The organism is Marinomonas hwangdonensis (assembly GCF_003721245.1).
Lineage (GTDB): Bacteria > Pseudomonadota > Gammaproteobacteria > Pseudomonadales > Marinomonadaceae > Marinomonas > Marinomonas hwangdonensis.
Genome location: NZ_RIZG01000006.1, coordinates 105,169 through 118,482 on the forward strand (window position 1 = coordinate 105,169; position 13,314 = coordinate 118,482).

Annotated in this window: 12 protein-coding genes; 6 read left to right on the forward strand and 6 right to left on the reverse strand. The window is 44.0% G+C overall.

The features are described 5' to 3' along the window. Positions 1–192 precede the first annotated feature (192 nt). Positions 193–1,119 carry a hypothetical protein gene (locus tag EBI00_RS11135; protein WP_123096008.1) on the reverse strand — a complete coding sequence of 309 codons (927 nt, stop codon included), beginning with the start codon at positions 1,117–1,119 and terminating at the stop codon, positions 193–195. A gap of 157 nt (positions 1,120–1,276) precedes the next feature. On the opposite strand from EBI00_RS11135, the gene EBI00_RS11140 reads away from it, so the two are divergent. Next, the gene (locus tag EBI00_RS11140; RefSeq protein ID WP_123096009.1) at positions 1,277–1,861 is read left to right on the forward strand and encodes a superoxide dismutase; all 585 of its coding nucleotides are present in this window, start codon (positions 1,277–1,279) and stop codon (positions 1,859–1,861) included. 45 nt (positions 1,862–1,906) lie between these two features. Here EBI00_RS11140 and EBI00_RS11145 read toward each other — a convergent pair whose 3' ends face one another. Next, positions 1,907–2,350 (reverse strand): tellurite resistance TerB family protein, encoded by a 444-nt coding sequence (locus tag EBI00_RS11145; protein WP_123096010.1) that lies wholly within the window; start codon positions 2,348–2,350, stop codon positions 1,907–1,909. A gap of 210 nt (positions 2,351–2,560) precedes the next feature. Here EBI00_RS11145 and EBI00_RS11150 point away from each other — a divergent pair, with 210 nt between their 5' ends. From EBI00_RS11150 to EBI00_RS11165, 4 genes are all read left to right on the forward strand, one after another. Continuing rightward, the gene (locus tag EBI00_RS11150) at positions 2,561–2,959 is read left to right on the forward strand and encodes a YeeE/YedE family protein (protein WP_123096011.1); all 399 of its coding nucleotides are present in this window, start codon (positions 2,561–2,563) and stop codon (positions 2,957–2,959) included. A 10-nt stretch (positions 2,960–2,969) separates the two neighbouring features. Then, positions 2,970–3,383 carry a DUF6691 family protein gene (locus tag EBI00_RS11155; RefSeq protein WP_123096012.1) on the forward strand — a complete coding sequence of 138 codons (414 nt, stop codon included), beginning with the start codon at positions 2,970–2,972 and terminating at the stop codon, positions 3,381–3,383. A gap of 256 nt (positions 3,384–3,639) precedes the next feature. Next, positions 3,640–4,806: a type III PLP-dependent enzyme gene (locus tag EBI00_RS11160; protein WP_123096013.1), complete on the forward strand. Its 1,167-nt coding sequence runs from the start codon at positions 3,640–3,642 to the stop codon at positions 4,804–4,806. Positions 4,807–4,935: 129 nt separating this feature from the next. Next, positions 4,936–5,769, forward strand: a complete 834-nt coding sequence (locus tag EBI00_RS11165) for an MOSC domain-containing protein (RefSeq protein ID WP_123096014.1) — start codon at positions 4,936–4,938, stop codon at positions 5,767–5,769. 126 nt (positions 5,770–5,895) lie between these two features. On the opposite strand, the gene EBI00_RS11170 is transcribed toward EBI00_RS11165, so the two are convergent. After that, a complete protein-coding gene (locus EBI00_RS11170) occupies positions 5,896–7,482 on the reverse strand; it encodes an ABC-F family ATPase (protein WP_123096015.1) in 1,587 nt (528 codons plus the stop codon). Positions 7,483–7,781: 299 nt separating this feature from the next. Between EBI00_RS11170 and EBI00_RS11175 the strand changes: the two genes are divergently transcribed. Then, positions 7,782–8,297: a cyclic nucleotide-binding domain-containing protein gene (locus EBI00_RS11175; protein WP_123096016.1), complete on the forward strand. Its 516-nt coding sequence runs from the start codon at positions 7,782–7,784 to the stop codon at positions 8,295–8,297. A 73-nt stretch (positions 8,298–8,370) separates the two neighbouring features. Here the strand turns inward: EBI00_RS11175 and EBI00_RS11180 are convergent, their stop codons facing one another. From EBI00_RS11180 to metH, 3 genes are all read right to left on the reverse strand, one after another. Further along, on the reverse strand, positions 8,371–8,724 hold the full coding sequence (locus EBI00_RS11180; RefSeq protein WP_123096017.1) for a RidA family protein: 354 nt from the start codon (positions 8,722–8,724) through the stop codon (positions 8,371–8,373). An 86-nt stretch (positions 8,725–8,810) separates the two neighbouring features. Then, positions 8,811–9,419: a cob(I)yrinic acid a,c-diamide adenosyltransferase gene (gene cobO / locus EBI00_RS11185; protein WP_123096018.1), complete on the reverse strand. Its 609-nt coding sequence runs from the start codon at positions 9,417–9,419 to the stop codon at positions 8,811–8,813. A 73-nt stretch (positions 9,420–9,492) separates the two neighbouring features. After that, positions 9,493–13,227 (reverse strand): methionine synthase, encoded by a 3,735-nt coding sequence (gene metH, locus EBI00_RS11190; protein ID WP_123096019.1) that lies wholly within the window; start codon positions 13,225–13,227, stop codon positions 9,493–9,495. Positions 13,228–13,314: the final 87 nt, after the last annotated feature.

Consider the following 13,314-nt stretch of genomic DNA (forward strand, 5'->3'; position numbering starts at 1 on the left):
CCATCTCTTGTCAGGCTTCAGCATTTTTTGCACTATAACATGCCTTTAGGTTATAAAAACCCACTCATCTAGACTTTAGTAGAATATGCATATTAAAAAACCATCATCAAGTAACACTCTCGAATCTTTAAAATCGCAAAAAAAAGCCCTCTTACAGAGGGCTCTTATGGATCTTAGTAACAGCAGCCAGAATCAACCACCAAATTGTTGTTCTATAATCAATTGGTTAATTTGCTTTGTTAAACGATTTGTCTCAGAAAGAATCTGCTGTCGAAAAGCATCAATTGAATCAATGGCTTCTTGATGCTTATCCAAAGTTTGCTGAACACTGGATACGTCAACGGTATTCTGTGTCGCCGCAATTTGCTTTTCAAGCGCTACCAGTTTTGTACTCAACTCGCTTAGTTGTTGATTAACTTGTTCTAAACTCAGCGTTTGCGCCTCGTTCTGACCCGCTTGTGCCGCTAAAAGATCATCTAGAGACACCTGCTTAGCTGCTAAGCTGTTAATTTGACTTGAATTCTCCCCCATCGTCTTTTCAATAGCCGCAACGGAAGGAAGCAATTTATTGTAATTTACTTCTACATCACTAAAGGCGTCAGCTTGAATGGCTATGCGTTTGGATTGTGTCGAAACCGTCTCTCTAAGATCAGCTAACTTTTTCTGCACCTCTTCAAGCGCCGCCGTGTTACCCGATATGGCTTTACGGTTGGTGTCATAAGACACGCCCCACAGTTTTCGGATTTCACTCGCATGCGTATTGAGTGTTTCTTCTAAAGTCTCACCTTGTCTATTTGCCGACACGTCTGCAGCAATTAGCTGATGATCTAAATTCTGTATTTCGTTTTTAGCGCCGTATAACTCATTGCGCAGCTGCATATTTTGCTGCCATAGCCAATAGCCCGCACCAGCAGAAGCACACAAGATTAAGAAAAGCAGTATGTACACTCCAGTTAGATTCGCCTTTTTATAAACAACACTTGGTGCATGAGCAGGCTTAGTCGGAGTAGGGTTCGCAGGGCGTGCTTTAGGAGCACTGGTAGCATTAGGCCTCTTATCTCTGACTTCATCTTGATCCAGAGTCAGGCTGGGGATCTCAATATCATCGTCTTTTCGCATGGAAATACTTTTTAGTCGCTTTTATAAATGAAATGGAAAAGTTCGTATAGAACAGGTCTAAAGAATATTATCTTAAAACGTTCGGTGCTACTATATAAGCACCATTAACTGCTTGATAACAAGCATTTTTCGTTAATAAAAAGCAAGGAGAATTTAAATGTCTTTTGAATTACCCGCTCTTCCTTATGCTAAAGACGCACTAGAACCACACATGTCCGTTGAGACGCTTGAGTACCATCACGGCAAGCACCACAACACCTATGTTGTGAAACTAAACGGCTTGGTTCCAGGATCCGAATACGAAAATAAGTCACTTGAAGAAATCATCGCATCGGCTCCTGCTGGTCCAGTATTCAACAATGCGGCTCAGATCTGGAATCATACCTTTTTCTGGCACAGCCTAAGCCCTAACGGCGGCGGTGAGCCAACAGGTGCTCTAGCAGACGCTATCAACGCAAAGTGGGGGTCTTTTGCAGAATTCCAAGCAGCATTTGAAGATAAAGCGGTGAACAACTTTGGCTCTAGCTGGACTTGGTTAGTTAAAAATGCTGACGGCTCTCTAGAAATCGTCAACACAAGCAATGCCGGCACACCCATGACTAATGGCCAAACAGCCATTATCACGGTTGATCTGTGGGAACATGCTTACTACATTGATTACCGCAATGTTCGCCCTGATTACCTTAAAGGTTTCTGGGCACTGGCTAACTGGGAATTTGCAGCGGCAAACTTCTCGGCTTAAGTATTAAAGAGTAGTCATTAAAAACGCGACCTTGGTCGCGTTTTTTTACTCTTTTTTGTATTCAGCTTGGACATAGAGTTTCGCCTGAATAAACTCTGAATGGGACAAAAACAGCAGCTCACTGATACGTCGAATTCTTACATCTTCATGAGCGTCTACTTCTCCGTCAGACAAAGCAACTCGCCACAAACCCCTCAGTAATTCCATTTTTTGATCTAATGACGCCACGTCATTGATCACTTTCGTAAATTGATATAAGTCATGAGCCTGCTCTACACCAGAGCGCGCTTCTGTAAACAAGCCATCAATATCATCGCCCAACTCACTCACGTCGCGCAAAACAGCCTTGATCTGTTTTTCTTCTGCTTCGTCAACATGATGATCGGCCAACATAACCTCAATAAGTAACGAAGCGACCGCTGTTTGATATGACATAGCAAGATCGTCCCTGACAGGTGTACTGAATAAGTTCTTTATCGTGTTAAACATAAGATCTCCATTATCTGCTCTCATAGAACGAGCATAAGCGCTAGCAGACTGGCAAAGAGCCAAATAAAAACACCATACATAAGCTAGACCAGGAGATAAAGCATGACGAACTCTTGTATCGCATAAATTTCTTTTGTTGCACATAATTACATTAGACTTACCTGATAATTATAGATTAGAATATTCTTATATAATTACGAGGAATGGAATATGGATACTATTTTTAACCCGCTTGTCGGGGGACTATTGATTGGACTAACAGCCACTGCCTACCTACTTACCACAGGTCGTGTCATTGGCATTAGTGGTATATTTTCACAGCTTTTATTCACCAAAGGGCGCTTGCTGCCCTTTCTGTTTATCGCTGGCCTAATAATAGGTGGCAGTGCCTATGGCGTACTTACTGAACAAACCGTTGCTTTCCCTGAAACTCGAAGCCCTCTCCTACTCACTCTTTCTGGACTCTTGGTAGGGTATGGCACTCGATTAGGGGGTGGCTGTACAAGTGGGCATGGTGTTTGCGGTATTTCACGCTTATCTCCACGCTCAATTGTTGCCACCGTCATTTTTATGGCGGCGGCCATTATCACAGTCGCCATTGTTAGTTAGAGAGGTCAATATGCACGCTATTATTTCACTGGTTGCAGGCTTAATATTTGGTTTAGGGCTGGCTTTTTCTGAGATGACCAACCCAGCTGTCGTCATTGGCTTTTTAGACATCTTTGGCAATTGGAACCCATCCCTGATTATCGTGATGGCAAGTGCTATCTCCGTCGGTATGCTTGGTTACTGGATTAAAAACAAAAGAATAAAACCTCTTTTTGCTGATAAGTGGTATGTTCCGACGTTAAAGCACATAGACTCCAAGTTGATTGTAGGGGCGACTTTGTTTGGCATAGGTTGGGGATTAAGTGGCTATTGCCCAGGCCCTGGACTCACGGCCTTGGTCAATAATCCAAGTGAAGGCGTATATTTTATCCTCGCGTTAATCCTTGGAAGCGGTGTTCACACACTACAAAATAGAACAGCGTAAGCAAACACACTTTAAAAAAGGCCGTATAGGCCTTTTTTTTATTCGTGAGCGTAAAAATACTTGACCATGGACCGCTAGGGCATTAAATTTCGCCCGCGTCGTTGCTGAACATAATCCGCACCGCTTCAACTGCTGCGCTAGTCGCTTAAGGCCACAGAGCCGGATAAGTTACAGCCATAAGTAGGGCGTGTTAAAGTAAAGGCGTTTACTTTTTATAATCGGTTTATGTTTTGCATAATTAAGGAGCTTTTTGCCCATGACTATCGACGTTAATTCTTTCTACACTCCAGAGCGTTTTGCTCGTTTTAAAGCCTTTGCTGAAACCAAAGAAACCCCTTTTGTCGTGATTGATACGGAAATCATTGACGAAGCTTATACTGAGCTAACCAAGGGTTTCCCTATCGCAGACATTTTTTATGCGATAAAAGCGAATCCAGCACCAGAAATATTGACTCTTCTGCGTGATCGCGGCTCAAATTTCGATGTCGCTTCTCGCTATGAATTGGACAAACTTCTTGCCATTGGTGATGTTTCTCCTGATCGTGTTAGCTATGGCAACACCATTAAAAAAGCCAAAGATGTACGCTACTTTTATGAAAAAGGTGTGCGTATGTTTGCAACCGATTCAGAAGCCGATTTACGCAACATTGCTAAAGCAGCCCCAGGATCTCGCGTTTATGTTCGCATTCTAACGGAAGGCACCGTAACCGCTGATTGGCCTTTATCTCGTAAATTTGGTTGCCGCCCTGATATGGCAATGGACTTGCTGATTTTAGCAAAAGAATTAGGCCTAATACCTTATGGCATTTCTTTCCATGTTGGCTCACAGCAGCGCGACATCGGTGCCTGGGACGCAGCCATTGCGAGTGTCAAAGTTATCTTTGAGCGCTTAAAAGAAGAGGACAATATTGAATTAGAAATGATCAATATGGGAGGCGGATTCCCTGCCAACTATATCGCTCGTACCAATGAGCTTTCTACGTATGCGGAAGAGATCTCCCGCTTTCTAGAAGAAGATTTTGGTAGCAAGCTGCCTCGTATCATTCTGGAGCCAGGCCGCTCCTTGATCTCAAATGCGGGTGTTTTGGTCAGTGAAGTGGTATTGATTTCACGTAAATCTCATACGGCACTTAACCGCTGGGTATTTACTGACGTGGGTAAGTTTTCTGGTTTGATTGAAACCTTGGACGAATCTATTAAGTACCCAATCTACGTCGAGAAAGGCGGTGAGCTTGAAGAAGTGATTATTGCTGGGCCAACGTGTGACAGTGCAGACATCATGTATGAGAACTACAAGTATGGTTTACCCCTGAACTTGGCTATTGGCGATAAGATGTATTGGTTATCGACAGGCGCTTACACAACCACTTACAGCGCTGTTGAATTTAATGGCTTCCCACCATTGGCTTCATACTACTTGTAATATCGTCCAATGTAGCGTGACTTAAAATAGACAATAATAGCCTCAGAATAGACATATTCTGAGGCTTTTTTATTGGAATGAACGCTGTACTGAGCAATAATACTCTTTCATTTAAAAAAGGAACTTGCCTTGTATTGTCTCAGCGAACTTGTCATTTACCCTGTTAAATCCACTCAAGGCATCACTTTAACGTCTAGCCAAGTCGTCGACTCCGGTCTTTGGGGAGATCGTCGATATACGCTCATCAATCCCGTTGGCGAGATTATAACGGGGCGCACTCACCCGCAAATTACATTAATCGCCGGCAAACAACTCGATGACAGCCGTTGGCGATTCTCGCACCCCACTATGAAGACGGATTTGCTATTAGATAAGGCCAGCTTTTTTGATGTATATACCGATATTGTGGTCTGGGAAGACGCTGTAAAAGCACAATTCACGGCAGAGACCGCGAACTTATGGTTTAGTCAAATCGCTGGCGAAGACGTAAAGCTGGTGCATTTCGGAGACGCATCACGACGCTTTACCCATCGAAAGCCAGATGTCCCCGTTGGTTTTGCAGACGGCTACCCTTTTTTGCTGACAACAGAATCCTCTCTCAGCGAATTAAATCGCACCTGCACTCAAAGCATTAAAATGGCTCAGTTTCGGCCTAACCTTGTGATTTGTGGCAATCACGCTTTTGAGGAAGACAAGTGGAAGCGAATCCGAATAGGATCTGTTCTATTTGAAAACGTCAAACCCTGCATTCGCTGTATTTTTACGACCTTGAATCCGCAAACAGCAGAGCGCATTCCTAAGGGCGAACCTTTAAAAACACTGGGTAAATTTCGACTACTTGAAGATAAGGGCATTACCTTTGGCATTAATCTTGTTGCACTCAATAAAGGCACGATTCAAGTAGGAGATGATGTCGAAATACTAGAATATCAAGAAGCCCATTCTTACGTCGACAGGCGATAATCGGCCCACAGCAGCGATTCACAACACCCTCTTCATCAAAACAATAAAAAAGGAAAGCCAAATGACTTTCCTTTTTCAATGAGTTTCTTGTATTTGAATGATTACGGCAGAAACAGTCTTATTACCTTAAGACTGTTGCTTCGCTAAGTACTCATCGTAAGTACCGTGGAAATCGACAATTCCGTCGCTTGTCACTTCGACAATTCGAGAAGCCAGAGACGAAACAAATTCGCGGTCATGGCTGACGAAAATTAACGTACCAGGGTAATTCTCAAGGGCAAGGTTCAGCGATTCGATGGATTCCATGTCCATATGGTTCGTTGGTTCATCCATGACCAATACGTTGGGTTTTTGCAGCATTAGCTTACCGAACAACATCCGGCCTTGCTCACCACCGGACAGGACTTTAACGGATTTTTTAATGTCGTTTTGTGAGAACAACAAACGCCCCAAAGTACCACGAATAATCTGCTCATCATCACCCTCTTGACCCCATTGTGACATCCACTCAATGAGATCAACGTCTTCTTCGAATTCATGGTGATGATCCTGTGCATAATAGCCAATATTGGCATTTTCAGACCATTTTACATGACCTTTTGTAAGCTCAGTGTCACCAACAAGGCATTTTAGTAGGGTGGTTTTACCGATACCATTTGGCCCGATAACGGCAATGCGCTCGCCTACTTCAACCATCATGTTTAAACCGCTAAATAAAACTTCATCGTAAGACTTTGCCACATTTTCAATCTGTACAGCCGTGCGGTGAAGTTTTTTCGCTTGCTCGAATCGGATGAAAGGATTTTGGCGGCTCGACGGTTTAACGTCTTCAAGCTGAATTTTATCAATTTGCTTAGCACGAGAAGTCGCTTGCTTAGACTTTGACGCATTTGCCGAGAAACGACTGACAAACGACTTTAACTCGCTAATCTGCGCTTTTTTCTTTGCATTATCTGACAACAAACGCTCACGAGCCTGAGTAGCGGCCGTCATATATTCGTCGTAGTTGCCAGAAAATAAACGCAACTCGCCGTAATCTAAGTCCGCCATGTTAGTGCAGACCGAGTTTAGGAAGTGGCGGTCATGGGAAATGATAATCATGGTGCAGTTGCGCTCCACCAAAACCCCCTCTAACCAACGTATGGTATTGATATCAAGGTTGTTGGTTGGCTCGTCCAGCAGGAGTATTTCAGGGTCTGAGAAAAGGGCTTGGGCAAGCAACACACGAAGCTTCAAGCCAGGCGCCACTTCGCTCATTAGACCGTAGTGCTGTTCAGTAGGAATCCCCACGCCTAACAGCAATTCACCGGCACGAGCATCGGCCGTATAGCCATCCATTTCAGCAAATTCCGCCTCTAAATCCCCAGCGCGCAGACCATCCGCTTCTGTCATTTCGGGATTCGCGTAAATCGCATCTTTTTCTGCTTTTATTGCCCAAAGCTCAGTGTGTCCCATGATGACGGTATCAATAACGGAATACTCTTCGAAAGCAAATTGATCTTGTTTTAACTTACCAAGACGTTCATTAGGGTCTTTAGAGACGTTACCTGAGCTTGGTTCTAGGTCGCCACCCAGAATTTTCATAAACGTTGACTTACCGCAGCCATTGGCGCCAATAAGACCGTAGCGTTTGCCTTCACCAAACTTAACAGACACGTTTTCAAAAAGAGGTTTCGCACCAAATTGCATGGTGATATTAGCCGTCGTTAACAAAGTATTCTTCCGTTTATCATGATGTGAATGATGGATTCCCAATACAAGATGCACTGAGAGTAATATAGATTGCCTTATTATCGCACAGATGCATGACTGTCTTTAAGCGTGAAAATCATTATTAGAAAAAAAAGCCTGCAGGGACTATCTTAAAAATAGAGGAATGAACCGAAATTCCATGTTTTGACACTCAAAAGGCGTTTTCACATTAATTTGCTAATAAGAAATATCATTTACTATAAAGAAAACTCGTTTTTGGTCGTCATCTTGTCATAACCCATAACAATAAGGCGGCTATTATGAATCCCGTCACATTAAAAACACCCAACAAAAAACTCAGTGACGCCCTATCACTCTCTCGTTTAAAAAATGCTTCTATTTTTGGCGCCCTATCAGACAGTGGCATTCAATTTTTACTAGATCAAGGAAAGCTTCATACCTTTGAGAAAGACGATGAGATCTTTGCGTATGGAGACAAAGGCAACAGTTTTTATGTGGTTTTAGAGGGTGAGCTAGATTTTTACAAACAACATGACAGTAAAAAAAGGCTTACACGGACAATCTACTTTGGCGAAGCCATAGGCTTTGTGTCCATGATTGCACTTCATCAAAGAGTGGGGAGCTTGGTAGCCGTAAAAAGCGGCATCCTAGTCGAAGTATCCAGCGATGTATTCAGTGATTTTCACGACCGCCATCCATTTGACTTTGGCATTTTATTAATGAATCTTGCCAGAGACATGGGTAGAACCATACGCGAACTAAGCAATGCTTTGGTAGAAAATGATGTCGCGATTAATAAAAAATCGCTTAAATAATACGATAAAAAACTATAAAACAAGCCGACGAAATAATCTTTCATTCAACTTGTTTTATAGCCGTTTCGCTCTATTAACCGACTGCTGCAACAACAGAGATTTCAACCAGCAGTTCTTGACGGGCCATTCTAGCCTCTACACAGGCGCGTGCTGGCGCATGACCTTCAGGTATCCAGGCATCCCAAACAGCATTCATAGCAGCAAAATCTTTCATGTCACGTAGGTAAATCGTAGCAGATAATATACTGGAACGATCTGATCCAGCCTGATCTAGTAGGGCATCTACTTTTTCAAGCATGGTTCTAGTTTGCTCTGCTATGTCTGTATTTGCATCTGCGCCAACTTGGCCACACAAATACACCGTCTCGTTGTGCTTAACGATTCGACTCATGCGTTGACCTACTTCCATGCGCTCAATGGTCGCCATAAAAACCTCTTTTTATTTGATAATAAATAATGGGAGAAAAAGACTCCCCTTCGTTGCAAAGGACAAACAATATAAATAATGCCCGTTTAGAACTCCAGCCCTTTTTGCGCTTTTATTCCTCTTTTGAAGGCATGCTTTACTTCTTTTATTTCACTTACTGTGTCCGCCAACTCTACTAAGGCACTACTTGCACCACGCCCTGTCACCACGAGATGCTGATTTTCGGGACGTTTCATTAGCGCTTCAAGCACTTCGTCTTCGTTCAAATACTCGTAATGCAGCAAGTAAGTTAATTCATCTAGTACCACTAAATCGATGCTGTCATCAGACAACATCGCCGAGGCTTTCTCCCATGCTTGCAGAGAAGAAGCCACATCAGACTCACGGTTTTGTGTTTCCCACGTGAAGCCAGCCGGCATAATTTCCCACTGAACATTAGGTTGCTGCTTGAAAAAGTCGATTTCACCCGTATTCCATTCGCCCTTCAAAAACTGCACCACACCTACCTTCATACCATGCCCTAAAGCACGAGCGACCATACCTAGGGCAGAGCTGGACTTGCCTTTACCATTGCCGGTTAACAAAACAAAAGTACCTTTGTCTTCTTGAGCTTTAGCAATGCGCTTGTCCACGTGTGACTTAATGGCTTGCATGCGCACCTTGTGCTTTTCTGGGTCTTTGATCGCTTTTGTCATAAAAATACTTAATCCTTTGCGCTGTCATATTCATTAAAGTCGTTAAGTTGAGTAATACTGCGCCCTACTGTATTTAAATACGATCATCTTCTGGATCGTACCCTAAATTCGGCGCCAGCCAGCGCTCAGCATCGTCTTTAGACATACCTTTACGCTTGGCGTAATCGTCAACTTGGTCAGGACCTATCTTCCCTACCCCAAAATACGTTGCCTCTGGGTGCGCAAAATACCAACCACTCACCGCTGCGGTCGGTAACATTGCGAAGCTTTCCGTAATTTCCATATCAATTTTATCTTTCACATCCAATAGAGTCCATAACTTGGCCTTTTCTGTGTGATCAGGGCACGCTGGATAGCCCGGTGCTGGACGAATACCTTGGTATTTCTCTTTGATCAATTGCTCATTGGTTAGCGCTTCGGATTCAGCATAACCCCAAAATTCTTTACGCACTTTTTTATGTAAATACTCTGCGGTGGCTTCCGCTAATCGGTCGGCGACGGCTTTTATCATAATAGAGTTGTAATCATCATGATCGGCTTCATATTTCGCCACCAAAGGATCAATACCAAAGCCTGCCGCACAAGCAAATGCGCCAATATAGTCCGCGACACCACTGTCTTTTGGTGCAACAAAATCCGCTAAACTGTGATTGTATTTACCGGGTGCGGTGAGCTCATTCTGAATACGAAGGAAAGACAAGCGCTCAATCACATCACTGCGAGATTCATCCGCATAAATTTCGATATCATCGTGATTCACTTGATTGGCAGGAAATAACCCCACCACAGCACGAGCTTGTAAGCACTGTGTTGCTATCACTTCGTCGAGCATTTTTAACGCGTCTTGGTAAACACGCGTTGCCTCAACCCCAACCACTTCATCAGTGAGAATACGCGGATAGGCGCCTGCCAATTCCCATGTTTGGAAAAATGGCGTCCAGTCTATGTAATCCTTAACCACGTTAAGATCGATGTCCTTTTCAGTCAGTACAGTCACACCCAATTTCTTAGGTTGAACAACATGACCATCGAACTGAATAGGTGGTTTGTTCTGACGCGCTTTATCAAGCGAGACTCGACGGCCTGCTTTAGCTCTGTCTTTATAACGAATACGCGTTTTCTCGTAATCGGCTTTAATTTCATCAACAAATTTTTGACGCCGCTCTTTATCTTTACTCAATAGAGCACTCGCCACACCGACGCTACGCGATGCGTTAGTGACATGAACCACTTGATTACGCTTGTAATTTTGTTCGATTTTTACCGCTGTATGCGCTTTTGATGTAGTGGCACCACCAATCATCACGGGCAAATTAAATCCTTGGCGCTCCATTTCTTTCGCTACGTGCACCATTTCATCGAGTGACGGCGTGATCAAGCCTGACAAGCCAATCATGTCTGCGCCCTCTTCTTTCGCCGTACGCAAGATTTTTTCGGCCGAAACCATGACACCAAGATCAATCACTTCAAAGTTGTTGCACTGAAGAACGACACCCACAATATTTTTACCGATATCGTGTACGTCACCCTTTACCGTCGCCATGACAATTTTGCCATTGCTTGATGAGGCCGTATCCTTGTTGCGAAGTTTTTCCTCCTCGATGAATGGCATCAAGTACGCAACCGCCTTCTTCATTACTCGGGCCGATTTCACCACCTGCGGCAAAAACATCTTTCCAGATCCAAACAAGTCGCCAACGATGCTCATACCGTCCATCAGTGGCCCTTCAATGACCTCTAAAGGACGATCATATAATTGACGAGCTTCTTCAGTGTCCTCATCAATAAATTCCGTAATGCCTTTAACAAGTGCATGACTAAGACGATCAGAAACTGGTAAGCCGCGCCATTCTTGGGTTTCTTTTTCAGCCACTTCACCATTGCCGGCAAATTCACCCGCCATCGCAAGTAGATTGTCCGTTGCATCGGGAGTGCGGTTCAGTACTGCGTCCTCTACCGCATTACGCAGCTTAGGCGGAATATCTTCGTACAACGCAAGCTGCCCCGCGTTAACAATCCCCATTGTCATGCCCTGCTTAATGGCATGGTATAAGAACACAGCGTGAATCGCTTCGCGAACAGGGTTATTGCCCCGGAACGAGAAAGAAACGTTCGACACACCACCCGATACCTTGGCATAAGGCAATTCACGAGTAATGTCGCCTGTTGCCTCAATGAAGTCTAAAGCGTAACGGTTATGCTCTTCTATCCCAGTGGCAATCGCAAAAATATTAGGATCGAAAATAATGTCTTCTGGCGGAAAGCCGACTTCATCAACCAAAATATGATACGAACGGCGACAAATCTCGATCTTGCGAGCACGGGTATCCGCTTGCCCGACTTCATCAAACGCCATGACAATAACGGCTGCGCCGTATTTCATGAGTTTACGAGCTTGCTCGCGGAACTTATCTTCGCCCTCTTTCATACTGATAGAGTTAACCACGCCTTTACCTTGAATCCATTTCAAGCCAGCTTCTAAAATCTCCCATTTCGAAGAATCAAGCATGATTGGCACACGAGAAATATCAGGTTCTGATGCGATAAGCTTAAGAAAACGCTCCATGGCGGCCTGCGAATCCAACATGCCTTCATCCATGTTGATGTCGATAATTTGTGCGCCGTTTTCCACTTGTTGGCGTGCCACATCCAGCGCAGTATCAAAGTCACCTTCTTTGATAAGACGCTTAAACATCGCCGAGCCCGTCACGTTGGTACGTTCACCGACGTTGACGAACAAGCTATTACCATCAATATTAAACGGTTCTAGACCGGACAAACGACACGCTTTTTCAATGTCAGGAATAATACGAGGCGCCGCATCAGCAAAGGCTTTGGCGAAGGTAGCAATATGTTCTGGTGACGTACCGCAGCAACCACCGATAATGTTCAAAAAGCCTGAGTCCACCCAACCCTGAATCTCTTCCAACATTTCCTCTGGTGACTCATCGTACTCACCAAATGCATTGGGTAAGCCTGCGTTAGGGTGAGCAGAGACATGCGTATCCGCAATACGTGAAAGTTCTTCAACGTATTGGCGCAGCTCTTTTGGCCCCAAAGCACAGTTTAATCCAACAGAAATGGGCTTAGCATGAGAAATAGAGTTCCAAAAGGCTTCCGTGGTTTGGCCTGATAACGTTCGGCCCGAAGCATCTGTAATGGTGCCTGAAATCATGATTGGGTAACGAACGCCAGTTTTTTCGAAATAATCTAATACTGCGTAAATAGCGGCTTTGGCATTCAATGTATCGAAAATTGTCTCGATAAGGATAATATCAACGCCACCCTTAATTAGGCCATCAACCGCTGTGGTATAGGCCGCAACAAGCTCATCAAAATGCACGTTACGAAACCCTGGGTCGTTCACATCAGGGGAAATCGTACAAGTACGGCTAGTCGGACCAACCGCACCGGCAACAAAACGTGGCTTGTGTGGATTTTGTTTGGTGAATTCGTCTGCGGCTTCACGCGCTAAACGAGCGGATTCAAAATTAAGCTCGTAGCTAAGTTCTTCCATGTGATAGTCAAGCATGGAAATGTAATTGGCGTTGAAGGTGTTGGTTTCAATGATATCGGCGCCAGCGGCAAGGTAGCTGGAATAAATGTCTTTTATGATCTTTGGCTGAGTCAGAGAAAGCAGGTCATTATTGCCTTTTAAGTCACTATTCCAATCCGCAAAACGGTCGCCGCGATAATCTTTTTCTTCTAATTTATACGATTGAATCATGGTGCCCATGGCGCCATCTAAGATCAATACGTTTTCAGCTAATCGTTTTTCAATAATAGAATACGAGTCGGACTTTACCACTGGAATTACCTCAAAAAAGTATATACCAGCTACTATACCCAAAAGACGCAATCAACGCGTTGAAAAATAATAATGTGGAGTTGAATG